A 24553-nucleotide genomic window follows, 5' to 3' on the forward strand; every position below is an offset into this window, starting at 1 on the left:
GGTGAAGTGGAACTTGCGGATGGTCGCCTCGCAGCGGGACATCTGGCGGCCGGTGCAGCTGCTCGCGGCGTTCAAGGAAGTGGGGTTCAGTCCGTCGCTGAGCAAGGTCGCCGCGTTGTGGGGCAGCCAGCCGGTCACCGTGCGGCTGGAGGACCTGGACATGATCTGTGCGGCGCTCGAATGCACGGTCGCGGACCTGATGCAGGAGGAGCCGGAATCCCATCGCGCTGTACGCGACGAGGCACCTCGCGCAGTCGGGGGCGGCAAACCCGGGTCCGACGCGGCACGGCCGGTCTCCCGCCCCGGCGGTTCCGGCCGCAAGTCGCTTCCTCCGAACTAGACCAGGCCATGGGCGTTCGAGAGGAGCAGTGGGAGAGGTGGGCGGAGCGTGGACCTGCGTCGTGTCGGAGATGCGGCGCCTGGGGAACGGTGCGACCCCGGGGCGTGTGCCAGCCATGCACTGACTGGCACCCCGCGAACCACGGTGTCGGACGCTGCCGCCACTACAGATGGCCGCAGGAGGTCACCCTCGACCAGCGCGGGATGTGCCGCCTGTGTGCGCTGGAGTGCCGCGTCGCCGCTGGGGAAATGGGCATGCCCAGGGCAGGTCGACCGCAGTCTCTGCAACTGTCCTTGATTCTCCCCGAGGTGCTGCGGTCGACGGCCGGCCGATCTCGGGTGTACCAGCGGCAACAGGAGCGAGTCCAGCGGCGGCAGCGAGAGGAACTTCAGGCTGCTTCGTTCCCACCGCAAATCCCCGGGCAGTTGTCCCTCCTTGTTGTGAGGCGGGGAGGGATGTCCGCAAGGGACTTCACGACAGCCGGCTACTCCCGAGAGATGGAGGCCGTCCGGGCGGCCATCGACGCGACGGTGGAGGCGCGGGGTCCGTGGGTCCGTGACATCGGCCTCCTGTCGGACTGCCTCCACGCTTTGACCGTACGTCCTCCCGGGACACGCCGAGTCAGCCTCGACGCCGTCCTTCGACTGCCCCGCCGACCGGCGCTGATAGCGGAAGTCCTCGACCGCGCCGGACTCGGACCGCAGGTAGAGCGGGCTGAGATCATGCGGCTGGCCCGCCAAATAGTCGCACCGGCCTCCAGTTGCGCCTACTGCCTGGCGTGGAAGGCCGACGGAGCCCGGCTGTGCCTGCCGTGCCAGCGCTTCAAGCAGGCCCACCGCCAGGTCGGCGTGTGTGGGGGCTGCGGACGGAACCTGCCACTGCAGCAGAGACGATGCCGAATGTGCCTGTACGCCCTTGCTCACATCGGAAAGCAGACTTTGACGTCCGGCGTCCAGTTGTGGGTGGATGGGGCAGGGCTACGTCCGCGCTGGCGCGGGTATCGACTCGTCACCGGACAGGACGGCATCCGGCGCCCAGTCGCCGCCGAAGGGACCGCGGACCGCCGACAGCCCGTGGTATCTCCCGCGATGGCTACTGCCGGTCAGCTCGCTCGCTCTGTTCGCCGCACCGCCGCGGCACTGGGAAGTTCTGCACCAGCGCGAGCTGCCCGCGCTCAGCGACCGGGCTGAAGCACTTCGCCGGGAGCTCGCCCAGCTCGCCGCCCGTCAAAAGTGGCGCCCACGGGTCGCCAGCGCCCATCAACGGACGCTGATCACGATCACGGCGTGGCTGGGCGTCGACGCGCCGATCGAGGAAGCCGACCTGTGGGCGATAGCTCGTCTGGGAAACGCCTACAACGCCCGCCGGCTCATCCCCTTTCTCACGGAGCGAGGTCTGCTCATCGCTGACCACCTACGGCACGCCGACCCCCACCGGGCCGGTGTCGCCCGCCTACGCCGACGGATTCCTGGCCATCTGCTGCCCGAGGTCGACGTATGGATCGCAGTTCTGCGCGGGGAGGGTAGGCGGCCATCGCGCCCATTCAGCTGGAAGACGGTGAACGGCTCTCTCGGCTATGCGACGCCCGTGTTGGAATCGTGGGGACCGTCGGTGACCTCCCTACGCGAAATCACCAAAGCTCATGTCCAAAAAGCCGTCGACAACGCTTCCGGTGTTGATGGTGTCTTCACCGCCTTGCGGTCCCTGTTCAAGGCACTCAAGCGAGAGCGGGTCATCTTTCATGATCCTGCCCGCTCAACCACTTTCACGTTCCGCGTCGCCATTCGCAGGCCCGTGCCCTCGGACCGGCTCGTCGGACTTATTGACCGTGTTCCCACCGCGTCAGGCAGGGTCGCCGTCGCGCTGACCGCCATCCACGCGCTGCGGGCGCACACCATCCGCGGGACGCTGCTGTCCGATCTGAACCGGTCGAAGGGGACCCTCGGCGTACGGGGTGCATCCGGCAGACAGACGCGACTGGTCTACCTGGACGACTTCACGCTGTCCCTGATCGCCACGATGCTCAAGGAACGTGTCGCGCGCTGGCCGCACTCCACCAACTCACACCTGCTGGTCACGCGGGTGACGGTGCATGATCCTGCGGGTCCTCAAATGAGTCACAAGGCATTCCAGTACTTCTTTCGGTGCCTCGGAATCAACGCGGAGCAGGTACGCATCGACAGGATCTTGGACGAGGCCCGGGCGACCGCTGATCCGGTACACCTGATGACGGTCTTCGGGATCGCCGAGGACACGGCCATGGATTACCTCGCGTCTGCCCACCCCGAGAGGTTTCACACCGACCCCATCGCGCCGTAGGTCCGCTCCGCCCGACAGCTGGTGTGCTGCGCCAGGCAACGGTTGCCCTGTAGTTCGCGGCGCGCTGACTGATTTCCAGGCGTAGCCGGAACCGTCCGGCGCGTCGGGTGGGACCGAAGCCCCTGATCTCCGTTGTCCTTCAAGACGGATCAACTGACTCTGCTCAGGTAGCGGGGCAATCAGCCGCAAGCTGTACGGCTTTGTCACGCTCCTCCAGCTCTACCTTCAGGAGTGCGTCGATGCGGCCAATACTGGTCAAGACCTCGTCGTGATTGGCGGCTACTCCGTGGGTCCAGCCTAGGTAGCTCTCCGTGCCGGTGCGCCAGTCGAGAAGGGTGCCCGGTCGGACTGAGGGGCTGAACTGTGTGACGCCCGGCAGCTTCCGGATCTCTCGGATACCGCTGATGCTTCGCACGACAGCGACTTGTGTGGGTGCCGGGGACAGATATTCGTAGGCCACCTTCTGAGGGGCATTCCGGTCCCAGGCGTACGGCATCCCAAGTGCAGCACAGAGTGCCGCCTGCAACAGGTCTGGTCCCCCGACCGCTCGGATGACGGGGGCGGTACCGCCGCCAACTCGGCCGTTGACTTCGATCAGCCTGGGCCCCTCCAAGGTCAGCTTCACTTCGGTGTGGCTGATTCCATAGCCGACGCCGAGCGCGTCCAAAGCGCGCATCGCGAGCTTCTCCGCGTCACGCAATGGCCCTGAGGACAAGGTCGAAGGAAAGACGGAGCCTGTTTCCCGATACGGGGTGACGAGCGGGAGCTTGCCACATACCGCAAGGACCTCGTGCCCCTCCGGACCCGTCAGCGTCTCGACGGAAACGTAGTCCCCCCATTGGGAGCCGGCCACTGACGAGTCGCCTCTCAACTGTTCCTCCAGAACCATCTCCTCGTCGTCAGGCACGGCGCTCAACGCGGAGTGCAAGGAGTGAAGGTCTGTGACGGGGAGGGTGTTGCGGCTTCCTGCGCCGGATCGAGGCTTGAGCACGGCGGGAAAGCGCACTTCTGACGCGGCCTCTGTCGGGTCCTGAGAGGGTGTGATGAGTTGGTGCCGCAGCGGGGAGACTCCGGCTTGTGTAAACGCGGTGCGCTGCACGGCCTTGTCCGTGAGCGCGCGTGCAGCATTCAGCGAGTGGTAGGGCCAGCCGGCCGCCACCGCGACGTCCGCAGTCCATCGGATGCGGGACTCGCTGAATGTGGTGATGGCGTCAACGCCTCGGATGACGAGCGCTGCCGCAGCCTCCTGGGGAAGTAGCCCTGCGACGTCCAGGACAGCGGCGGTGTGTCGAAGCAGGGGCACTGCCTCCCGTATGGATCCGTCCGAAGAGTCGTAGACCCAGAGGATCTCGCACAGCCCGCGTCCAGCCTCTGTGACGGCTGTGGGGCTGCCCGCTCCGAGCGCGTAGACAACGGCGACAGTAGGCAGGCTGGTGTTGGTGTAACTCATGGCTCCACTTGGTTCGCTTGGGTGACGAGACGGCAGCCCTTTGGCGGGCGCCGAACAATGAGGAGAGGGGTTGTGCTGAGGCGACCCGGTCGGGCCAATGGCGGCCGCCGGCAGCAGGACCGCCGGGGGCCGCCCAGGGATGGCTGTACCTATTGGCCTGGCGGTAGCAACAGGAGGGAGGTCCGGCTGCGCCCGCGACGGGTATCCGGTCCCGACGGGTTGCAAATAGGCTTCCCGCTCGGCCGGCCCTACAGTTGGCCCATCTCCTGCGCCAGCAGATACCCCAGATGTGTGCGGTTGCGAGCACCGAGGCTCGTCATCATCTTGGATACGTGGGCACGACAGGACCGTTCACTGATCCCGAGTCGTCGCGCGATTGCTGAATCCTTGTCCTCCTCGAGGAAGAGCCGCGCGATGGCACGCTGCATGTCCGAAGTGATCACCTTCTCTCGACGCGTTTCGTACGCCGAGGCGAAGGGCCTAGCCACGTTCCAGCCGATCTCGAAGGCACTGGTCAGGAAGGCCACGACCGAGGGCTCACGGATGCGGACGGCTGACGATCCCTCACGTCCCGGTATGAATGCTATGCGCTGATCAAAGATGATCAACCGCGGGAACAGTGTGGCCAGTGTACGAATCTCGGCACCCGCCTGGGTCAGGCGCTCCGCGAACGCCTCGGTGGCGGTGCTGTACCTGGCGCTGTGCTGATAGATGGTGCGCATCCGCACCCCGCGGTTCACCATGTCGACGTCCCGTATGCGGGCCTGGGCAAGTGCTTCGGCCGGCCGCGGCCCTCCGGGCTGCGCGGTCAGCAGACTACTGCTGCACGTTGCCGCGTCTTCCTCCAACATGGCGTTGACGTCCGCCGCTGAGAGATGCAGAAAGTCCTCACCCGTGGATTCCGGGGTTGAGGCGTACGCGTTGCCCAGCGCAGCCAGCACCAGGGAGGCTTCCGCGATCCGGACCTGCGCGCTCCGGAGGGAGTGCTGCATGGATCCCAGCAGCCGCGTCTGAGCTACGTCGGTGGCGGTGCTCACATATGTACCGGTTTGGTCCTCCGGTCGCAGCAGGCCTATCTCCAGGAGTCTACCGACGGCTGCATGCGCCTCATGTTCGGTCAAGCCGAGGCTGGAGGCCAGATCGCTTGGTGAGTGGGGGCCGCCCTTGAGCATCTCTTCGTGGATGAGCTTCATGGCAGCTGCGGCAGACGCGAGTACGAAATCATCCGCTACTTGTGGTTTAGATGGCATTCGTCCTGCCTTCCTCTTTAGGAGTTACCTGTTCATGATCCATTAACCCTGTTCCGGTAGAGAGCGCTGTGGATCATGATCGGTTGCACGCCATCTGCGGAGGGCGATGGAGTTGCTGGACAGCTGTCCGGTGCCACGCGGGGAGCGAGCAGATCAGTGAACGGGAACGGGCGGGTGCCTGCTTGGTGGGTGCCGCGCCTCGGCTGCGTCGCCTGCCGCCCGCGTGGCTGGCGCGGTATGAGGGCAGAGTCGGCGCCTCGCCCACCCCGCCCTTCGGCGAAAGCCTGGGGTACTCATCGGGATGCGTGGGCGAACGACACTCCGCCAGCGTTGACCGCCACAGGTGTTGAGGCCGATGAGCACAGAGGCATGCGGTGTCCGTGACAGATGTAGCCGACCACCCTATTCGCGGAGCCTAACCACTTCATCTTTATCTGAAGGGCAGGCTACGAGGAGCCTCAATAACGGGAGAAGCAGTGCTACTCGCACCTGATCACATCAATTTCGCCGAACTCCGCTCTATGCTCGAGGAAGAGTATGGTGTTGGTTCGCAACCACTCGTCTTCCAGCCGCTCGGTGAAGACAGCTGGGCGTTTCACTCCGGCCTCTTCTGGATCAGTGTGCGCAGGGATCTCCGCGGGCACGTCCCTGGAGCCTATGAGGCTGCAGTCGAGCTGCATAACAGTGGGCTGCGCTACGTCCTGGCGCCACTGGTTGGTGCGGACGGGCGGGTGGTGCGCGAGATCAACGGAAGCCCCCTCGTCGTGTTTCCATTCGTCGAAGCCTCGCAGACGACGCGGGATAGCGTGTCCGCGCAGAACTTGGACCAGATCGTTCAAATGCTGCACCAAGTTCACGATTCCCGAGTCGACGCTGAGTTGCCGTCAGAAGATTTCCGGCTGAGCTTCGAGAATGACCTTCGGTCGATTTTCGGTTTTGCAGACGATGCAGCTCCGGCGGGCGATGGCCTCCCGGGGCGGCTCCATCAACTCCTGGGCAGGCACCGCCAGCGCCTCCAGGAGCTGTATGACGAGCAGTGTGGCCTGGCGGGCGAATGTTTGGCGCTTCGGGCGGACCCGGTCCTGACCCACGGGGAACCGAGTGCGCCTAACGTGCTGCGCACCGCTCAGGGATTTCTTCTGGCTGACTGGGGCGGCGCTATGTGGGGGCCGCCGGAGCGGGACTGGTTTCACGTGCGACGTACATTCGGCCACGCGCCTACCGGGCGGAGTGTCGTCACGCGATTCTACGAGATCAAGTGGATCTTGAGCGAAGTGGCCGAGTATTCCATGATATTCCGCGAATCGCCGAGAGAGAATGGCGAAATTCGAGCCATGTGGAACAGGCTTACCAATTATCTGCCCGAGCGATAGGCGCGTCCCCACCCGCCCGCTTCCCCATCTCGTCGGTTGTTTCTCGTTAGGTGAGTTCGATTTATGTCTGGTATTAACTGGAATGAGTGTTCCGTAGATTTCGGCGAGGCCTCCTATCCGTATTATTTTGGGGAGGATTGCCTCGACAGAATTGTTGCGTCGATGGCGGGCTATGGCGCGGATCGGTTCCTGGTCGTGACCGATGACAATGTTCTGCAACTGCACGGTGAGAAATTGCTGCCTGCCCTCGCCAGAGTCGCACCGGTAGATGTCTTCAGCCGGCCAGCCGGCGATGGGGCGAAGTCTCTGCACAACCTCGGCGCCTGTCTGGAGCAGGCGATCGCCGCAGGCGCCTCACGGCAGTCGGTCGTTGTTGCCTTCGGTGGCGGCGTGCCAGGCAACCTCGCCGGTGTCGTCGCCTCACTACTGTTCCGCGGCGTTCGGCTCGTGCACATACCGACCACGACCGTCGCGGCCATGGACTCGGTGATTTCGCTCAAGCAGGCGATCAACAGCACCCACGGCAAGAACCACATCGGCACCTACAGGACCCCGGAGGCCGTCTACTTCGACGCCGGCCTCCTCAGCACCCTCCCCAGCAAGCAGCTGCGCTCCGGGTTGTGCGAGGCCACGAAGAACTGTCTCGCCATTCGCCCGCAGTCGATCGCGCAGATGCGGGATCGACTGGCTGCCGGTGACCTGGCGTCCCCGCAGACACTGCTGTGGCTCCTGGAGGAGAGCCTCGAGGCCAAGTGCTCGGTGATGGCACAGGACACCTACGAGCAGCGAGCCGGGCTGATCCTGGAATACGGCCACACCGTCGGGCACGCGGTGGAGATGTGTGACCAGCGACTGAGAGGGAGCGACGGCTTGTCCCATGGCGAGGCTGTGATGCTGGGCATGCTCGCCGCCGCTCGCATATCCAACGCCATGGGTGCCCTGGACGACGCCGCGGTAGCTGTGCACGAGGAGTTGGCACGTGCCTTGGGCGTCGGCACCGAGATGCCGGGCGGCCTGCTGATCGAGGACGTGATGGATGTCGTGCGAGTGGACAACAAGCGCGGATACCTGACGGTCTCGGGCGAGGAGGCGGCCATGGTCCTCCTCGGTCGGCTGGGCGTCCCCCTGGGGTCCCACGATTTGCCTCTGACCGCCGTCCCCCTGGGCATAGTCAAGGAAGCCGTCGCCACCCTGGTGCCTGACAACCAGTGATGAGCAGCCCCATCTGCGCAATCGAAAGTGAGAAGCAATGACGCAGCGGCTCGTCCGGGACGGCGGCTCACCCACCTGGCGCGGAGGCTGGCCCCGTTGGCCTCAGCCCGGCCCGGGAGCAGAGCAGCGCCTCCTCCAGACCCTACGGGGTGAGCGCTGGGCGGTCAGCGGCCCTTGGACAGGTCTGCGACCTCAAGAGGCGGAACTGGCCGAAAAGTTCGCCAGCTTCGTCGGGTCGGAGTGGTGTGTGCCAGTCGATCACGGGTCCAGCGCTTTGATCGCTGCCCTGCAAGCTGTCGGGGTCCGGCCTGGCGACGAGGTCATCGTCCCCGGACTCACCTGGGTCGCCAGCGCCTCGGTTGTCGTTCGGTGCGGAGCAGTTCCCGTGCTCGTGGACATCGACCCTCGGACGTTGTGTCTGGATCCGCAAGCGGTTGCTGCTGCCGTGACCCCGGCCACCGTGGCGATCATCGCCGTGCATCTCTACTCGTCGATGGCAGACATGGACGCCCTCCAGGACCTGGCGGCCCGGCACGGCCTGGCACTCATCGAAGATGCAGCACAGGCCTACGGTGCGACCTGGCGGGGGCGAGGTGCCGGCAGTATCGGCATCGCCGGGGCGTTCAGTGCTCAACAGGGCAAGACGCTGACCTCTGGGGAGGGCGGGCTCCTGGTCACCTCGGACCTTCAGGTCCGCGAACGAGCCGAGATGTTGCGAGGTGACGGCCGGCGATACGGGCAAGGTCCTCATGTTCTGGGACGTCCCGACCTGGTCGAAGCGTCGGCCGTGCAGGGCTGGAACATGCACATGACGGAGTTCCAGGCCTCGCTGCTTCTCGACGGCCTTGAGCGGCTCGACGAGCAGAACCGTCGGCGAGCCGCCGCCGCCGAGTTTCTCGACGAAGCTCTCACCGAACAGGGGGACCTGGAACCGGTCATCCCCCATCCACAGAATGATCAGCGCGCCTACTACCACTACGTCATCAGGCTCCGGGAAGGGTCCTTCGCGGGACGGAGCGCGGCTGTTGTCGGCGACGCGCTCAGCGAGGAACTCGGATACTGGATCCACACCCCGTATCAGCCGCTGAACCAGCATCCCCTCTACGACCCCAGACGGCTACCCGGACTCGTTGAGCAGGGCCGCGGGCCTACATTCGACCCCACTCGATTCCACCTGCCCATGGCACGGCGGGAGGCCGACCGGGCACTGGTGCTGCACCACTCAATGCTCCTCGGTACTGAAGACCACCTTCGTGCCGTGGTTGAGGCGTTCGCGAAGGTACGCCGCCTCGCTGGTGACCTTCCTTCAGTGAGTCAGAGGTGAGGCCTGTGTGGGTTCCACCACTTCCTTCGACTGCCGTTCTGAACCTGATCGACACGGAGCTCGCGCGGCGAGGCAGAGTACGGGTCGATGAGCCCGAGATCATCCGCCGATGGAGTATTTCCGCAGTCTTCCGGGTGCCGACCGACCGCGGCGGCCCCGTCTGGTTCAAGGCCGTCCCGCCTGCATTCGCGCACGAAGGCCGCATCGCCGGCTGGGTCGCACAGACCCGGCCGGAGCACGGTGCCCGTGTAGTAGCCCACGGAGATGGCTGGCTGCTCACCGAGAACCTTGGCGAGGTGCTGAAGCAAGAATCCGTCCAGCCTCACGGGCATCCGCTCGAAGCCGCAGCGCGCATTCAGATTGCCTCAATCGGCCGCACCAACGAACTGAGCGCCCTCGGCTGCCCTCAGCGAGGCCCCACCCAGTTGTGTGCCGAGCTGGACAGCCTTTCGAGGCGGTTGGACCTGCTCGAACCGCACGTGGCGCAATCCTTGGAGACTGCGCTGCCACGGTTGTTCCAGACATTGGAACCACTCGAGGAGGATGGCCTGCCGAACGTTTTGGTACACGGCGACATCCAGGAGGGCAACGCCCACTGGACGGGTCGGTCATGGGTGATCATCGACTGGACGGATGCGGTGGTGACCCACCCCTTCGCAGAGCTGGCCCGACCGCTGATGAACGCCACCGGCGAGGAGCGACGACTGGCCGAAGCGTCCTTCATCCGCGTCTGGGCCGATGTCGTGCCCCCCTCAATGGTGGAGAGAGGCTTGCGGGCGGCCGCAGTTCTCGGCGCCGCGCACCAGGTGGCGAACTACCGCCACATCGTCGACAGGATCGGCGGCGCGGATGGCTTGCAGGAGTTGCTAGTGGAATGGCTGCGGCGATTGCTTATGGCATCCACCAACTCAGCTTACGAAGGCGTTGGGAGGGCGATGTGACGTACCGGCAGAGCTTTGCGTGGTGGTCGTTGACGGAGGGGCCGCTCCAGGTTCCGGATCTTCTGGAGCGGGCTGCCGACATTGGCTTCCGGGGTGTCGACTTCCTTCCTGCGCCGTTGTGGCCGAGAGCGAAGGACCTGGGTCTTGAGCTGGTCGTCGTGGACGGTCATGACTCGATCGACATCGGGTTCAACGATCGATCGCACCATGCCGATCTCGGGGACCAGGTGCGCCGGGCATTGGAGATTGCTCACCGAGAAGGCATCCATAACATCTCCGTGATGTCAGGAGTCGCACACACGGCTGACGACGCTGCAGCCATCGCTCTGTGCGCCGAGGCATTGCGCCCGCTCGCCGCCGAAGCTGAACAGGCCGGTGTGGGCCTGCTGCTGGAGCCGCTGAATACAAAAGTGGACCATCCGGGACACCAGTGCCGGACCACAGAGTGGGGAGCGGCCGTGATCGACCTGGTAGGCTCCCCGGCCCTTCGCCTGCTCTACGACGTGTACCACATGCAGATCATGGAGGGCGATCTTCTACGCACCATCGGTGCCCATCTGCATCGCATCGGCCACTTCCACACGGCAGGAGTGCCCGGTCGGCACGAACTCGACTCCCGCCAGGAAGTCAACTGGGGCGCCATTGCTCTGAGTCTGCAGGAGCACAGATACACAGGCTTCATCGGCCACGAATTCATACCGCGAGCCGACCCGGTGGCGGCGCTCCAGCAGGCTTACACCCTTTTCGAACCAGCAGCCTAGGCGGCGGACGCCCCCAGCGCTTCGCCCCCACTACCAGAATGATTCGACATGTCCCGCGACAGTTACCGGATTTCCGGCCTGGAAGTCACCGACGCCGACCACGCCATGCTGCCCAACACCGCCCGCACGATCGTCGTGGGCGCTGGTCTCGCCGGCCAGGAAGTCGTCGGTGAACTGTCCCGCAGGGGCGTCCGAGACGTTCTTCTGATCGAAGCAGGCCCAGCCGACGATCTCCGTCACGTCAATGTGGCCCACGCTCCGGAGACGGCCCTTCGGATGTGGCTCGAGCCGACGACCGACTCCTCGTTCGTCCAGCCGTGGACCTCTCGGACTGCACCGCACTACACAGGGAGCTCCGGGATACGCAGGCGGCTCGGAGGCCGTGCCTTGTACTGGTACGGCGTCACCCTGCAGATGGAGGACTGGGCGCTGACCGAGCCGGCCTGGCCGGCCGCGGTGGTACGCGATCTGCGTGTGTCATGGCGGGGCGGGCCGTCGCTGTACGCGCAGGTCGAACGACGACTGCGAGAGTGGGCGGAGCGCACGGAAACCGGCAGCGAGCCCGTCGCGCTTCCCCGCCAGGTCGACGCTGGATCGATCCGACTGATGCCCACCCCCTTGACCCGGCGTACGGCTTCCCACTCACCCGCAGCCTGGTACGCGTACTCGGGCCTCGACGACTGGCGGGACCCTGTCACGGGGAAGTGGCACGGCACGCCTCCCGGGACCCGCCTGCTGACCGGAACCGAGGTTGTCAACATCGTTGTCCGTGACGGAAGGGCGCGCGGTGTGATGATTCGCCGCCCCGGCAGTGACCTGCTAACCGAGGTCTCCGCCGAGAACATCGTCCTGTGCGCGGGCACAATGGAAAACAGCCGACTCTCCCTGCAGGCACTGACTCCCGCGGATCACTCAGGCCCGGCCACGCTTCCCGGCCTCGCCGACCACATAGTGCAGGGCCTGTTCCTGCGGCTGGAAGGCGCATCCGCCGCACGGTTGATGGAGGCCGTACCGGTCGGTTCCTACTATGCGTCGTACGACCCGCCCGCCCGCTCCAACCTGTTCGTGGACGTACACCCGCAGGATGCGAACGGCGGTGTACTGGTGGAGATCCGTGCCATGGGTGAGCAACTGGACCAGGGAACGAGCCGCGTCGAGGTAACCCCGGCCGACAGCTACCCCTGGCCCACGTCGGTCCACTCGGTTCCCTCGGAGGCGGACCGCCTACTGATCGCCGCACAGCAGCAGATCGTGCGCGACTGTTACGCGCAAGTGTGCGCGATCGCCGGAGTCAGGAGACGGGAGTTCGAGTTCGCGGCCTACGGAGACCCGGAGCGGGGCAACGCCCTCGCCCTGCCCGAGTCGATCGCCACGATGCCCTTCGCAGTCCCGACGACCTGGTCCAACCTTCTCGGCACCGAAGACCATGAGGGTGGGACGCTTCCTCTGGGCGAAGTACTGGACGAGCAGCATGAGTTCCGAGCCATATCTGGACTGTTCGCGGCTGGGCCGTCGACCTTTCCGCGGCTCGGCGCAGCGAACCCCTCGTTGACGACAATGGCCCTCGCCCACCGGCTGGCTGCGCTTCTCGCGGATCGTCTGACGTCGGACACGCCAGTGGCAGGAATGACGGGCGGGACCCGTTGACCCCAGACCTGACGTGCTATTGGTCCGATGTCCTGCTGGCACATCGACTGGCGGACTTGGCAGACCGCATGGCCCTCGAGTGGTTCTCCCGTACACCCGGCATCTCCGTGAAGAGCGACGGCTCACCCGTCAGCGAAGCGGACCTGGCGGTCGAGGCATCGTTGCTCGCCGCGCTGACGGCTGAGCGGCCACAGGACGGAGTGCTCGCAGAGGAATCCGGTACACGCGCGCCACACGCCCGGCGGCGCTGGATTCTCGACCCCATCGACGGCACACGCTCCTACCTTGCGGGCGGTCGTGCGTGGGGTACACACATTGCCCTGGAAGTGGATGGCCGGCTTACCGTTGCTGTCCTGACCCGCCCGACGGAGCAGCTGCGATGGTGGGCGGTGCACGCCGCAGGCGCGTACCGCAGCACGACGGCAGATCCGCTCAGCACGGGACGACGCCTCGAGGTGTCCCGCACCGCTCGCCTGGCAGACGCCCGCGTCGCCGGACTTGTGGACCCTGGGTCACCCGGTGCGGCCGCGCTCGCAGCCCGCGGCACCTGGACGCAGGACACGGTCTCGCCGGTCGCCGCACTGCTTGAAGGACGGATCGACGTCCTGCTGGACGATGGCGGCAATGCCTGGGACCAGGCTCCGGCCGTCCTCCTGGTCCGTGAGGCGGGCGGCTTCTTCCAGGACCCCGACGGAGGCGAGCGCATCGATCGCGGCTGGGGCGTCTATGCCAATCCGCTGCTGCGCGACGAGGTCCTGAACGTTTTGGGCCATTCCGACAAGACTTACTGACCGGGAGGGACGGGGCCGTTCGAGCCCCGGACCGGCGTCCCGCCTTCCCCTGCCGTTCCCCCATCCCTTTCGCCACATCTCAAAGGAGAAACCATGAGCCTCGTCGACGTACACAACGAATGGGACCCGCTCGAAGAAGTCATCATCGGCTCCATCGAAGGAGCCCGCGTCCCCGTACCGGGAACCGACCTCTTCACCATCGACTACGCGGACTTCGGTTCGATGGACAGGATTCCCTCGGGTCCCGTTCCCCAGCAGGTACTGGAGCAGACGCGCGAAGACCTCGAGGGGCTGTGCCAGGCCCTCACGAACCTCGGCGTCACGGTCCGGCGACCCCAGGACACGGACCACGCGGCCACCGTGGCCACTCCCGACTGGCAGACGGACGGTCACTACAACTACTGCCCGCGCGACGTCCTGCTCACCATCGGAAACACGGTCATCGAAACGCCGATGGTGCTCCGGTCCCGTTTCCTGGAGCCCTTCGCGTACAAGAACCTGCTCCTGGAGTACTTCGATAGCGGCGCCCGCTGGCTCTCCGCGCCCAAGCCCCGTCTCACGGACGACATATACGACGTGACACGCGAACCGGGACACCGACTTCTCGACATTGAGCCGGCGTTCGACGCGGCGAACATCCTGCGCTTCGGCACGGACATCCTCTACCTCGTCTCCGACAGCGGGAACGAGCGGGGATGGAAGTGGCTGCAGTCGACGCTCGGTGATGCCTACACGGTGCACCCCTGCCGTGACCTATACGCGTCCACGCACGTCGACTCGACCATCGTGCCGCTCCGGCCGGGGCTGGTACTCCTCAACCCCGAGCGCGTCAACGACACGAACATGCCCGACTTCCTGCGGGGCTGGGACAAGGTGTGGTGCCCCGAACTGGAGGACATCGGGTTCGTCGGCGAGCGGCCCTACTGCTCGACCTGGATCGGCATGAACCTTTTGGTTCTGAAGCCCAACCTGGTGGTGGCCGATGACAGGCAGCCGGAGCTCATCCGCACTCTGGAGAAGCACGGAGTGGACGTCCTGCCGCAGCGGCTCACCCACGCGCGCTCCCTGGGAGGCTCGTTCCACTGCGTATCGCTTGACGTCCGACGGACCGGAACGCTTGAAACCTACCGATAGCCCGGGCGCGTAGTACCCGGAGAACGTCTCGCCCCTACGCAGCTACCCGGGAGGCCATCCATGGAAGCCCTCGCCAGCCGACTGAGGCTGTTGCGGACCCTCAGATCCGCTCGAGCGCCCGTCATCGCGCTGCTCATCGTCATACTCCTCATCGAGAGCGTTGCTCCGGCAGCGTCGGCCCATGCTCTGGCCATGCTCGTGGGCGAGCTCGACGTGTCCACAACGCATGGTCTGTTCGCGATGGCACTACTGCCGCTCGGGGTGTTCGCGAGTGTGCTGGTGACAGCGCATGTCGCCGAAGCCATGGTCACACCTGTGCGGTTCCTGGCAAGCGCGCGGATCGACGGGGAGCACCGAGAGCGAGTGGCCCGTGTGGTCGCCGCCGGCACGCGCATCGACGCCCTGGAACGGCCCGAGGTGCAGGTGCTGGTCCGTGAGGCGATGGCCGACCGCAGTCGTGGCTACGACTGCACGCCAGCTGACGGTGCCATCGGGCAAGTCCGGTGGGCGGCGACCATGATCGGAGCCGTCGCCGCCTGCGCGGTACTTGCCTCCTACGCGTGGTGGATCGTCCCTCTCGTCCTGCTGCCTGCGGCACTCAACAGAATGTTGCGGACACGGGACGAGTTCGCCCTGGCCCAGTTGTGGCGTGGTGCCACCAAGGGCGAGATGCACGCCGATGTGTGGCGGCACGCTGCGACCTCAGCGAGCGAGGGCAAGGACGTCCGGATCTTCGGCTTCTCCGACTGGATGATCCGGCGGATGCAAGAGCACATCCGCACGGCCAACACCCCGCTCTGGGACCACATCGCGGGCATGGTCCGCGGCATGTGGAAGCAGCTGCTCATCGCGCTTGTAGGACTCGTCCCGGCCTACGCCGTGGTGGCCTACAGCGCGGCCCACGGCACGAGCGAGGTTGGGGTGGCCGCGGCGGTCTTCGCCGCCGCCTGGTCACTGTTCCAGGTCCTTGACCCCGATTCGGAGGTCTACCACATCCTGGGGGCGACCCGAGTGCTCAAGGCGTACGACGGGTTGTGCCTGGCCATGGCCGATTCGGCGTCGGGCAACACGGTCGACCCGCATGCGGACAAGCGATGCCGTGAACGTGAGACACCGCCTCTGATCCGGTTCGAAGACGTGTCGTTCGGCTATCCCACCCAGGAGCGGGACGTTCTGAACGGACTCGACCTGGAGATACGCCCGGGCGAGTTGCTGGCGATCGTCGGACTGAACGGTGCGGGGAAGTCCACCCTGATCAAGCTGCTGAGCCGCCTCTACGAGCCGACGGGTGGTCGCATCACCGTCGCCGGCGACGACCTTGCGCGCATCGATCCGACGACCTGGCGCAGGAAGCTGTCCGTGGTGTTCCAGGACTTCGTCAAGTACCAGCTCTCGGCGGCCGACAACGTGTCACTGGGCCAGGGCAGCCTTTCCCCGGATCGACAGCTGGTCAAGGCCGCTGCTCACGACGCGGGATTCGAGGACGTGCTAGACAGGCTGCCGAACGGCTGGGACACCCCACTGGCTCGTTCCCGTACAGGCGGAGTCGACCTGTCTGGCGGCCAGTGGCAGCAGGTCGTGCTCGCCCGGGCGCTGTATGCAGTACGGCAGGGAGCCAGGTTGCTCGTCCTCGACGAACCGACGGCGCATCTCGATGTCCGTACCGAGTTCGATGTCTTCGAGCGGATCGCGAAGAACCGGGGCGAGACCAGCGTGGTCCTCATCTCGCACCGCCTGTCCACCGTACGCCAGGCGGACCGCATCGTTCTCCTGGACGGGGGCCGCATCACCGAGACCGGCACGCATGAGGAACTCATCGCGCTCGGTGGCCAGTACGCGCAGATGTTCGAGATCCAGGCCGAGAGGTTTCGGCGTGGTCACGAGGACAGGATCGAAGCGGAGGACCTCGGATGAGGCGGTACCTCAGACTGTGGCGAGAGCTGCTGTCGCTGTCGTGGCGCAGCCAGCGCAAGTACACAGCCGCTACTCTGTCCGCCATTGTCGGTTCGGTCCTGGTCGTGGCCGTCTGCGCGCTGGCCCTCCGGGAAGCCGTGGACGCCATCGTCCGGGGAGAGACGACCCGGGCCGTGGTCGCAGCCGTGGTGGCCGCCGTCGTATACGCACTGAACCTCGTGCTGCAGAGCACCTCTGACATCCTGCGCGTGACGACCAACGACCGACTGGGCCGGCTCCAGCTGCACCCCCAGGTGCACCGTGACATCGCTGAGATCGAGGGGCTCGAGCACCTGGAGCGCACCGACTTCCTGGACCGGGTGAGCATCATCCGTTCCGCCACCGGACACGTCAGCTTGAGCATGTGGAACGCCGTCATGGCCGTCGCCAACGTGCTCAAGCTAGTCATCACCGTGCTTCTGCTCGGAACGGTCAGCACGTGGCTCGTACTGCTCCTGGTGTTCGCAGTTGTCCCCGTCTGGTGCGACCACCGCGGACAAGGAGTCGTGACGCGCGTCGAGGTGGAGACGGCCGAGTCCTACCGTCTGCACCAGCACCTCTCGGAGTTGGCGGTCGGCGTTGCAGCGGGCAAGGACATCCGTGTCTCCGGTGCGGCTGACGAGGTCATCCGTAGGCAGAGCGAGGCATGGCAGGCGGCCATGGGACCGCGCTCGCGGGCCCAGTTCGCCGCCGCGGCGTGGAAACTTGCCGGCTGGCTCGTGTTCACCACCGGCTTCATCGGCTCCCTTGGTCTGCTCACGTACCTCACCGCACACGGCCGCGGCAGTGTCGGCGACCTGGTACTGACAGTGACAATGGCATCGAGCCTGCGTCAGACCGTCGCTAGTACGGTCATGAGCACGACCTCGACGGCAGGCGCTCGGCGCATACTGGACCCCTACCTCTGGCTAGGTGACTACGCGGCCGCCGACCAGGCCCGTGCCCGCGGTTCACAGACGCCCCCCGCGCAGCTGCGCGAAGGCATCCGCCTACAGGACGTGACGTACTCGTATCCAGGTACGGACCGGCTGGCCCTCGACGGCATCACCACTTTCCTGCCGGCGGGCTCGGTCGTCGCCATCGTCGGGGAGTACGGCTCCGGCAAGACGACGCTGGTGAAGCTGCTGAACAAGCTCTACCGCGCCGACAGCGGCAGCATCATGGTCGACGAGGTGGAGCTGTCCCAGCTGAACACCGAGGCATGGCGGTCGCGTTCCAGTGCCGCGTTCCAGGACTTCGGAAGATTCCGGACGACGTTCGCCGAGGCCGTCGGGCTCGGTGACCTGAGGCACCTGGAGGACCGGCAGCGGATTTGGCAGGCGGTCCAGGAAACCGAGGCGGAGAACCTGGTCAAACAGCTTCCCGACGGCCTGGACACACAACTGGGCCGGGAGCTGGGCGGAGTGGACCTCTCGGAAGGGCAGTGGCAGCGCACCGCTCTTGCCCGGGCAGCGATGCGTTCCGACGCACTGCTGTTCGTCCTCGACGAACCCACCGCCTCCCTCGATGCCCCGAGCGAGCAGGCGATCTTCGAACAACAGATGTCCCGCGCACGAACCTTGGGCGAGCGGTCTGGGGCGGTGACCGTCATCGTTTCGCACCGGTTCTCGACCGTGACAGGCGCCGACGTGATCCTCGTGCTCGACAAGGGTCGACTCGTCGAGTCCGGAAGCCATGAGGAACTGATGCGGTTGAACGGGCGCTACGCCGATCTCTACGGCATCCAGGCCACCGCATACGCCGCGCACTGACGGACAGCCTAATTACTTGCACGTTCAATGAAATGGATGAAATGATGGGCATTTCCGTCATCACCGGAGCAAGCTCGGGTATAGGCGCAGCAGCGGCGATAGAGCTGACACGGCGTGGGAAGCAGGTCCTCATTACGGGCCGGTCGTCTCAGAAGCTGCACGCCGTGTACGAAAAGATGCTTTTCGTGGCGCCCCGAGGCTCAAAGGTCCCAACGCCTGTCGCCGCCGACCTTGCCAGTCTGAGCGGTGTGCGCGAGCTTGCCGACCGGATCCTCGAAACCTGTCCGCAGCTGGATCTACTGGTCAACAATGCTGCGGTCCAGCCCAGCAAGCGCCAGGAATCCGCGGACGGCTTCGAACTGGGCCTGGCCGTGAACCACTTGGCTGTTTTTCTACTGACCAACCTGCTTGCCAGGCGGCTCCTGGAGAGCTCGGGGCAGGTCATTACGACCGCCTCGTCCTCACACACGAAGGGAGCCTTCGACTTCGAGGACCTCCAGCTGCGGCATGGATGGACCGGATCTCTGTCTTACGGCCGCTCCAAGCTGGCCAACATCCTTTTTACCCGTGTCCTGCGGGAGCGTACGTCTCTTGCTGCATCCTGTTTCCACCCTGGTGCCATCCGAACGGATATCAACCGGGACTCCCCGTTCGTGCGCGTCGTGAAGCCCTTCGAGAGGTTTGTCCTCAGCTCGCCCGAGAAGGGCGCCGACACTTTGGTGTGGTTGGCCGAACAGCCACGGGTGGAAGCCCCTACGGCCGTGTACTACGCGGATCGCAAGCCTGCCGAGATCAGTACCCTCGGAAGGGATCTCGACCTGGCCAACCGTCTATGGGAGGCCAGCATGGAGCTCACCCGTGCCGAGGAATGGCCGGCCGGCTGATGCCTGCCGATGCCTCCGTAGAGCCTGGACGGGACGGAGGGCGGAAGGTGGCGAGCGCCCTGCTGTCCAAGGACGGAACAGGACTCACGACGGACGGCGCCGCCGTGACCGCCACGGTCGCAGCTGCCTTGCTGCTGCTTGTCGGCCGCTACGGCCAGGTGGCGTCCCCGTTCATTGCCCTCGCCAAACGGATCGGCGCGGCTGGGGTCTCCCAACCAGTTCCGATCTGCGTCGACTTGGAGTCCTCGCGAACGGGCGCAGAGCTGGTTGATGCCGTGGGACACCAGGTGACCACCAGTGATCGGGCCGGGGGATCGACGCCCCCGCCCGCTGATGCGAGTGAAGTGCCGAAGGGGAGCCTCCGGGTGTTCATGGAGCGCATCCCTTCCGCAGTCGACGACGTCCAGTCGACAGCCACTAGCGATGTGACCAGGGAGCAGGGCGGCGACGATGTGATCGTCCGGCTCTACGAAGAGCTAGGTGGGCGGCATCGCGTCTCGGTATCCAGCTTGGACGGGGCTCTCGCCGAGGACCTTGTCGACGGTCTTGTCCATGTGTACGGGCAGCTCCGGGCCACGCCAGACATGCCGCTGCGCGACTTGGATGTCCTTGCCCCCGACGTGATTGAGCGGGCGTGGGCAGTTGGCCGAGGCGCGAAGCGGCTGACACCCGGTCAGCCGGTCACAGAAGCCATCGAGTACCGCTGCCGCCAATCGCCGACGAACGTGGCGTTCGCCACCGACGGTCACTTGGTGACGTACGCCGAGCTCGACGCAGCGGCAAACGGCATCGCCAACGCGTTGACTGGACGTGGGGTGACGGCGGGTGACGTGGTAGGCATCCTCCTGGACAACTCGCCAAGCGCTGTGATCGCCTTGCTCGGAGTGTGGAAGGCAGGTGCCGCGTTCCTTCCCCTGAGCACGCTGTTTCCTTCGGAACGTCTGCACAGGATGCTGAATGATGCAGATGTGCGAGTCGTGATCACTGATCAGAACCTGCGGGACACTCTGCCGGGTCAGTACGTTCCCGATTCCTTGCTCGTCGACGCCGTCGAACCGGCGGAACGGCTTGAGAGGCCAACTCGCGCCGCCTCATCCTCGGACTTGGCCTACGTGATGCATACCTCCGGCTCAACGGGAGCGTCGAAGGGCGTCGAAGTTACCCATGCTGGCATCTGGCGCCTCATCCTCGACCGGGAGTTCATAGGTATCCGGTCGACGGACGTTGTTCTCCAGCTGGCACCCCTTGCCTTTGACGCCTCCACGTTCGAGATATGGCCGTGCCTGGCTGCCGGCGGCAGGCTCGAATTCCTCCCGGGACGCCATCCGTCGCTGCGTGACATCGGACAGATCATCCAAGACAAGCGGATCTCCGCGCTGTGGCTGACGGCTGGGCTCTTTCACCATATGGCCGAGCACGAGGTCGGTAGCTTCCGAGCTGTACGAAGACTGTTCGTGGGCGGTGACGTGGTATCACCCTCGCGTGTGCGTACAGTTCTGGACGAGTGTCCAGGGATCGAGATCGTGAATGGCTATGGACCCACGGAAGCCACCACGTTCACGTGCTGCCATCTGGTGAGGTCACACCAGGATCTGTCAGCCTCATCGGTGCCGATCGGCCGTCCTATAGTCAACACGGACGTGTATCTTCTGGACAGTCACATGCAACCCGTTCCTCATACCGGCGTAGGCGAGCTCTGGGTGGCAGGGCCGGGCGTGGCGCGTGGATATCTGAATCGCTCGCGCCTGACGGAGGACAGTTTTGTCACTCCGGGCAGCGGCCCGCTGCAGGGGATTCGCCTCTACCGTACGGGCGACTACTGCCGATGGGGTGCAGGCGGATTCCTCGAATTCGTTGGGCGGCGCGACTCCCAGGTGAAGGTCCGAGGCTACCGAGTCGACACCGCAGAAGTGGAGTCAGTGCTCGAGGGGTGTCCGGGGGTGGTCCAGGCCGCAGTGGTGGCCGCCGACGACAAGGCCGGCTCAAAGTTTCTCGTCGCAGTGGTCAAAGCATCCCCGGGAATAGAAATCGGGAAACATTTCTTTGCGGAGCTGCGCTCACTGTGCGCTCGCCAGCTGCCGCCCTACATGGTGCCCCAGCGCTGGAGGGCGATTGAAATCTTCCCGCTGAACAGGAACGGCAAGCTCGACCGCAATGCTTTGCTCGCTCTGAAAAAGCATGGAAACTGAAAGGATCGAAATGGATTCCAATACTGTTGAAGAGAAGGCGCGGTCGGCTTGGGAGGTGGCCCTGGACGACGAGGTGGATTCCGAATCGGACTTCCTGGATGCCGGCGGTCATTCTTTCATGGCAATGCAGATCATAGCCACTTTGGAGGCCGAGTTGAAGACACGGATCCCCTTGTCCCTGCTCTACGACAATCCCAAATTCTCGGATTTTATATCGGTCCTTGTGCGGCACACGGCCGGCACATCTGACTGAGACCCGCTTCATCCTTGACCTGCAGATCGGGGGCAACCCTAAGAAAGGATCCGATATCATGGACGCCCTGACTGGCCCATTGTCATTTCAGCAAGAAGATGTGTTGCGCAAGGCGCGAAAGCATCCAGCATCTGCACCGGGGTACGACTATTGCTTTCTCTTCCGTCTGGAGGGGGCGGTCGACGTCGGCCATCTTCGGTCGGCCCTCGAGGAGCTGCTGTGCCGCCATCCGGTGCTGCGGACACGGATCGCACGGGCCGGGACCGACTATGTGCAGTCGATCTCGGCCGTTGAGGGCTTCATCGAGACAGATGGTGGTGGAGCGGTAACCGAAAGCGGGATGGTCCAGGAGCTGATCGCGCAGCGCCATGACCTGGACAAGATCCTGAAAGGGGAAGCGCTCTTGCGCGCCACGATTCACACGGCGCCCCAAGTCTATTTGTCGCTCACCATCAATCACCTGATATATGACGGGTGGTCACTGATGCTTCTCTGGCGCGACTTGGCTGAACTATATGCTGCGCGAATCGAGCACCGGGCTCCCGATCTTCCTCAAGTGAGGGCTACCTACCTCGAGTTTGCCGAAAAGCAGCGGACCTCGTGGGAGCAGCGCAAGGAGTCGGCCACAGAGTTCCTGGCGAAGGCGGTGGAGGGCTACCAGGACACGATCGCTTGGCCCGCTTCCGGCGAGATCAATACAGCTTCGGAGCCCGAACTCAGCCTGCTCTCATTCGACGTGCCGCCATCCCTGACCAGCCGGATTCGCGAAGTTTCACGTGCTGCCCGAGTGTCACCCTTCACGGTTCTCCTATCCGCCACCGCGCTCGCGGTTGCGAGGGTGACAGGAAAGCGCGACCTGATGATGGGGACGGACACATTTAACCGGGACGAGGAAACCTGGGAAAGCGTAGGTCACTTCGTGAATACCCGGATCACCCGGGTCGGCATTGACCCTACTCGACCGCTGATCGAGGCCGTCCAGTTGATACGCGCCAGCTGGATGGCTGCCGACGACTATGGAGACGTCTTTTCGGAGAAGGTGCTCGCCGACATCGGAGCCCCGTTTCCCCTGATGGTGAACATGCCGAGCCTGGCGCAGTCTTCCGGGAATATGGAAGTGTTGCGACTCAAGAACATTGCAGTCGAATCCGTACCTGTTCCGGTTAAGAATTCCACCTGGCGTGACTTCTATGCCACCTGGTTCCACGACAAAAATGGATATCGTGGAGTTCTCAGTCACCGGACGGCGCGTGTGGACAACGCTACGGCACGCATGATTTTCGAGGAAATAGAATCCGGTCTCGCGGATCCGTTCGGCGATGCATCGGTCTGATTGGGGAGAAATATGCGCATGGTCGGACTTTCTGACTGTCGAGTGAAGCCCGGCCGCCTCGTTCAATGGAGGGTGGAACTGCCGGAGCAGTTCTCGGGCGATGGCATCAAAGACCATCCGGTGCCCGCTTCTTTCAACCAGGAGTCGCGTATTGCCTCCCACCCTTCCATGCGGGGGTCCGGATCTCTTTCGCCACGATGGTATGCCATTGCGGTCGAATTTCCCCATGCGCTCGACGAGGTCGTTCTCCAGGCAGCGCTGAAGGAGTTTGTTATCCGACATGAGGGTCTACTCAGCGGCTTCCGTGTCTCCCGTGGGCTCCACAGATTCGTGGTGGATGGAACCCACGTTTCTGTCGAGCGAAACCACGTCGGGGTCTTCGAGTGCCGGGAGTCCATGCTTTCAGCACTAAAGGCCGTGTTCGATGCGCATACCGATCCTCTCGCCTGGCCGGCTTACACCTTCGGCGTGGCACTCGACGACGAGTGCGCAACACTGTTCATGGCCTTCGACCACAGTGTCACGGATCTGCACTCCTTGGCCCTGGCGGCTGGCGAGATTCGAGAGCTGTACGGGGCCGGACTGGCTTCGAAGGAACGGAGTCTCCCGGCGGCCGGGAGCTTTCTGGACTTCTGTGTCGAAGAGCGTCAGGTCCCGCAGGACAGAATCGGTAGTGCGGTCAGCCGATGGCGTGATTTTGCCGAGGCTGCAGGAGGTCACCTTCCGCGTTTTCCCCTGGATCTCGGACTCTCCCCAGAGGAAGGAGACGTGCCTCTCCTTGCCGAGGAGACCGACCTGTGCAGCGCGGATGCCGCTGACCGGTTCGAAGCGAGATGCCGGAGCGTTGGGGGTGGCACCTTCGCGGGTCTACTGGCTGCCCTAGGGGTGGCATCAGGCGCCGCAGGCGTCCGGCCGCAGATGCTGCGCCTCATGGCTCCTTATCAGACGCGAAACCCTGCGATGAAGTCCACATTCGGATGGTTTGTAAATGCCGTACCGCTTGAGTTCAGGATCGATGGCGAGCTGAGTTTCGACGAACTTGTAAGGCGCGCGCACACTGCCGTCAAGGCCGCCTTTCATCACGTAGACGTGCCCTTCGGGCTGATCGAGAGGCAAATGCCGCCGCATTTGGTTGAGCAAGCGGGTTCCTGGGTCTCCTATCTCGACTATCGCCCTTACGAGAAATCCGGCCGTCACGCTGCGACTAACGCGCAAATACTTACCAACCCGCGTCGCGGTCAGGAACTGGATCTCTGGATGAGCCGAACCATGAAGGGTGTGGCAGTCCACGCAAGGTATCCAGATAACCGGGTTGCGAGAGACAATGTACGAGAATATTTGCGCAGATTCTCCGCCTGTATTGACGAGGTAGCCGCTGATGTACGGCTCTAACCTCGATCCTTCACGATTGGTCGTCACCGCCGGTTGACGGCCAGTTCATTTCCCAGGGTGTTCTTGGCGTGTGAGTGTGGCCCGACAATCCAGCCGTTGACATATTTTATCAGAAACTCAAAGGGTTCTCGTCCAGGGTGTACCGGACATGGGGGCCGCCGCAAGGCTCGAGCGTTCTCATCTGGTGGGCGTGATCAGGTCGAGTGCGTGGTCGGGGTGTGACCGGTAGTGATCGACGGCTTGGGCGTGGTTGGCC

At 64.6% G+C, this 24553-nt stretch carries 19 protein-coding genes; 17 read left to right on the plus strand and 2 right to left on the minus strand.

Features of this window, described 5'->3' with window-relative positions:
* Position 1: 1 nt before the first annotated feature.
* Both ACFWP3_RS15425 and ACFWP3_RS15430 read left to right on the plus strand, forming a co-directional pair.
* Positions 2-340 (plus strand): helix-turn-helix domain-containing protein, encoded by a 339-nt coding sequence (locus ACFWP3_RS15425; RefSeq protein ID WP_384220707.1) that lies wholly within the window; start codon positions 2-4, stop codon positions 338-340.
* A gap of 966 nt (positions 341-1306) precedes the next feature.
* Positions 1307-2659 carry a hypothetical protein gene (locus ACFWP3_RS15430; RefSeq protein ID WP_384220710.1) on the plus strand — a complete coding sequence of 451 codons (1353 nt, stop codon included), beginning with the start codon at positions 1307-1309 and terminating at the stop codon, positions 2657-2659.
* A gap of 163 nt (positions 2660-2822) precedes the next feature.
* On the opposite strand, the gene ACFWP3_RS15435 is transcribed toward ACFWP3_RS15430, so the two are convergent.
* Together ACFWP3_RS15435 and ACFWP3_RS15440 are read right to left on the minus strand one after the other, a co-directional pair.
* A complete protein-coding gene (locus tag ACFWP3_RS15435; RefSeq protein WP_384220712.1) occupies positions 2823-4109 on the minus strand; it encodes an ATP-grasp domain-containing protein in 1287 nt (428 codons plus the stop codon).
* 248 nt (positions 4110-4357) lie between these two features.
* Positions 4358-5302: a LuxR C-terminal-related transcriptional regulator gene (locus ACFWP3_RS15440; RefSeq protein WP_384220715.1), complete on the minus strand. Its 945-nt coding sequence runs from the start codon at positions 5300-5302 to the stop codon at positions 4358-4360.
* A 533-nt stretch (positions 5303-5835) separates the two neighbouring features.
* Here ACFWP3_RS15440 and ACFWP3_RS15445 point away from each other — a divergent pair.
* The 15 genes from ACFWP3_RS15445 (at position 5836) to ACFWP3_RS15515 (ending at position 24297) form a co-directional block, all read left to right on the plus strand.
* The gene (locus tag ACFWP3_RS15445; RefSeq protein WP_384220717.1) at positions 5836-6732 is read left to right on the plus strand and encodes a phosphotransferase; all 897 of its coding nucleotides are present in this window, start codon (positions 5836-5838) and stop codon (positions 6730-6732) included.
* Between the two features lie 63 nt (positions 6733-6795).
* On the plus strand, positions 6796-7944 hold the full coding sequence (locus ACFWP3_RS15450; protein ID WP_384220719.1) for a 2-deoxy-scyllo-inosose synthase: 1149 nt from the start codon (positions 6796-6798) through the stop codon (positions 7942-7944).
* Between the two features lie 37 nt (positions 7945-7981).
* Positions 7982-9268, plus strand: a complete 1287-nt coding sequence (locus ACFWP3_RS15455) for a DegT/DnrJ/EryC1/StrS family aminotransferase (RefSeq protein WP_384220722.1) — start codon at positions 7982-7984, stop codon at positions 9266-9268.
* Positions 9269-9273: 5 nt separating this feature from the next.
* On the plus strand, positions 9274-10209 hold the full coding sequence (locus ACFWP3_RS15460; RefSeq protein WP_384220724.1) for a phosphotransferase: 936 nt from the start codon (positions 9274-9276) through the stop codon (positions 10207-10209).
* Positions 10206-10970 carry a hydroxypyruvate isomerase family protein gene (locus ACFWP3_RS15465; protein WP_384220727.1) on the plus strand — a complete coding sequence of 255 codons (765 nt, stop codon included), beginning with the start codon at positions 10206-10208 and terminating at the stop codon, positions 10968-10970. The genes ACFWP3_RS15460 and ACFWP3_RS15465 overlap by 4 nt, the downstream gene beginning before the upstream one ends.
* Positions 10971-11018: 48 nt before the next feature.
* The gene (locus ACFWP3_RS15470; RefSeq protein WP_384220729.1) at positions 11019-12617 is read left to right on the plus strand and encodes a GMC oxidoreductase; all 1599 of its coding nucleotides are present in this window, start codon (positions 11019-11021) and stop codon (positions 12615-12617) included.
* A gap of 56 nt (positions 12618-12673) precedes the next feature.
* Positions 12674-13408 (plus strand): inositol monophosphatase family protein, encoded by a 735-nt coding sequence (locus tag ACFWP3_RS15475; protein WP_384220731.1) that lies wholly within the window; start codon positions 12674-12676, stop codon positions 13406-13408.
* A gap of 93 nt (positions 13409-13501) precedes the next feature.
* Positions 13502-14542: an inosamine-phosphate amidinotransferase 1 gene (locus ACFWP3_RS15480; RefSeq protein ID WP_384220734.1), complete on the plus strand. Its 1041-nt coding sequence runs from the start codon at positions 13502-13504 to the stop codon at positions 14540-14542.
* A gap of 60 nt (positions 14543-14602) precedes the next feature.
* The gene (locus tag ACFWP3_RS15485; protein ID WP_384220736.1) at positions 14603-16456 is read left to right on the plus strand and encodes an ABC transporter ATP-binding protein; all 1854 of its coding nucleotides are present in this window, start codon (positions 14603-14605) and stop codon (positions 16454-16456) included.
* The gene (locus tag ACFWP3_RS15490) at positions 16453-18246 is read left to right on the plus strand and encodes an ABC transporter ATP-binding protein (RefSeq protein WP_384220738.1); all 1794 of its coding nucleotides are present in this window, start codon (positions 16453-16455) and stop codon (positions 18244-18246) included. The genes ACFWP3_RS15485 and ACFWP3_RS15490 overlap by 4 nt, the downstream gene beginning before the upstream one ends.
* Before the next feature lie 32 nt (positions 18247-18278).
* On the plus strand, positions 18279-19130 hold the full coding sequence (locus ACFWP3_RS15495; protein ID WP_384220740.1) for an SDR family NAD(P)-dependent oxidoreductase: 852 nt from the start codon (positions 18279-18281) through the stop codon (positions 19128-19130).
* Positions 19131-19177: 47 nt separating this feature from the next.
* Positions 19178-21319 (plus strand): amino acid adenylation domain-containing protein, encoded by a 2142-nt coding sequence (locus ACFWP3_RS15500; RefSeq protein ID WP_384220743.1) that lies wholly within the window; start codon positions 19178-19180, stop codon positions 21317-21319.
* Between the two features lie 10 nt (positions 21320-21329).
* Positions 21330-21572 carry an acyl carrier protein gene (locus tag ACFWP3_RS15505; RefSeq protein WP_384220745.1) on the plus strand — a complete coding sequence of 81 codons (243 nt, stop codon included), beginning with the start codon at positions 21330-21332 and terminating at the stop codon, positions 21570-21572.
* A 58-nt stretch (positions 21573-21630) separates the two neighbouring features.
* Positions 21631-22905 (plus strand): condensation domain-containing protein, encoded by a 1275-nt coding sequence (locus tag ACFWP3_RS15510; protein WP_384220748.1) that lies wholly within the window; start codon positions 21631-21633, stop codon positions 22903-22905.
* 72 nt (positions 22906-22977) lie between these two features.
* Positions 22978-24297 (plus strand): condensation domain-containing protein, encoded by a 1320-nt coding sequence (locus ACFWP3_RS15515; protein WP_384220750.1) that lies wholly within the window; start codon positions 22978-22980, stop codon positions 24295-24297.
* The last annotated feature ends 256 nt before the right edge of the window (positions 24298-24553 follow it).

Origin of the sequence: Streptomyces sp. NPDC058525 (assembly GCF_042719495.1) — a bacterium.
In the GTDB taxonomy this organism is placed as follows: Bacteria; Actinomycetota; Actinomycetes; order Streptomycetales; family Streptomycetaceae; genus Streptomyces.

Excerpts from the sequence above, each read along its gene's own strand:
- ACFWP3_RS15430 (WP_384220710.1), top strand. The coding sequence starts at position 1,307 with ATGGGGCAGGGCTACGTCCGCGCTGGCGCGGGTATCGACTCGTCACCG.
- ACFWP3_RS15435 (WP_384220712.1), bottom strand. The coding sequence starts at position 4,109 with ATGAGTTACACCAACACCAGCCTGCCTACTGTCGCCGTTGTCTACGCG.
- ACFWP3_RS15440 (WP_384220715.1), bottom strand. The coding sequence starts at position 5,302 with ATGAAGCTCATCCACGAAGAGATGCTCAAGGGCGGCCCCCACTCACCA.
- ACFWP3_RS15450 (WP_384220719.1), top strand. The coding sequence starts at position 6,796 with ATGTCTGGTATTAACTGGAATGAGTGTTCCGTAGATTTCGGCGAGGCC.
- ACFWP3_RS15455 (WP_384220722.1), top strand. The coding sequence starts at position 7,982 with ATGACGCAGCGGCTCGTCCGGGACGGCGGCTCACCCACCTGGCGCGGA.
- ACFWP3_RS15470 (WP_384220729.1), top strand. The coding sequence starts at position 11,019 with ATGTCCCGCGACAGTTACCGGATTTCCGGCCTGGAAGTCACCGACGCC.
- ACFWP3_RS15480 (WP_384220734.1), top strand. The coding sequence starts at position 13,502 with ATGAGCCTCGTCGACGTACACAACGAATGGGACCCGCTCGAAGAAGTC.
- ACFWP3_RS15485 (WP_384220736.1), top strand. The coding sequence starts at position 14,603 with ATGGAAGCCCTCGCCAGCCGACTGAGGCTGTTGCGGACCCTCAGATCC.
- ACFWP3_RS15490 (WP_384220738.1), top strand. The coding sequence starts at position 16,453 with ATGAGGCGGTACCTCAGACTGTGGCGAGAGCTGCTGTCGCTGTCGTGG.
- ACFWP3_RS15495 (WP_384220740.1), top strand. The coding sequence starts at position 18,279 with ATGGATGAAATGATGGGCATTTCCGTCATCACCGGAGCAAGCTCGGGT.
- ACFWP3_RS15505 (WP_384220745.1), top strand. The coding sequence starts at position 21,330 with ATGGATTCCAATACTGTTGAAGAGAAGGCGCGGTCGGCTTGGGAGGTG.
- ACFWP3_RS15510 (WP_384220748.1), top strand. The coding sequence starts at position 21,631 with ATGGACGCCCTGACTGGCCCATTGTCATTTCAGCAAGAAGATGTGTTG.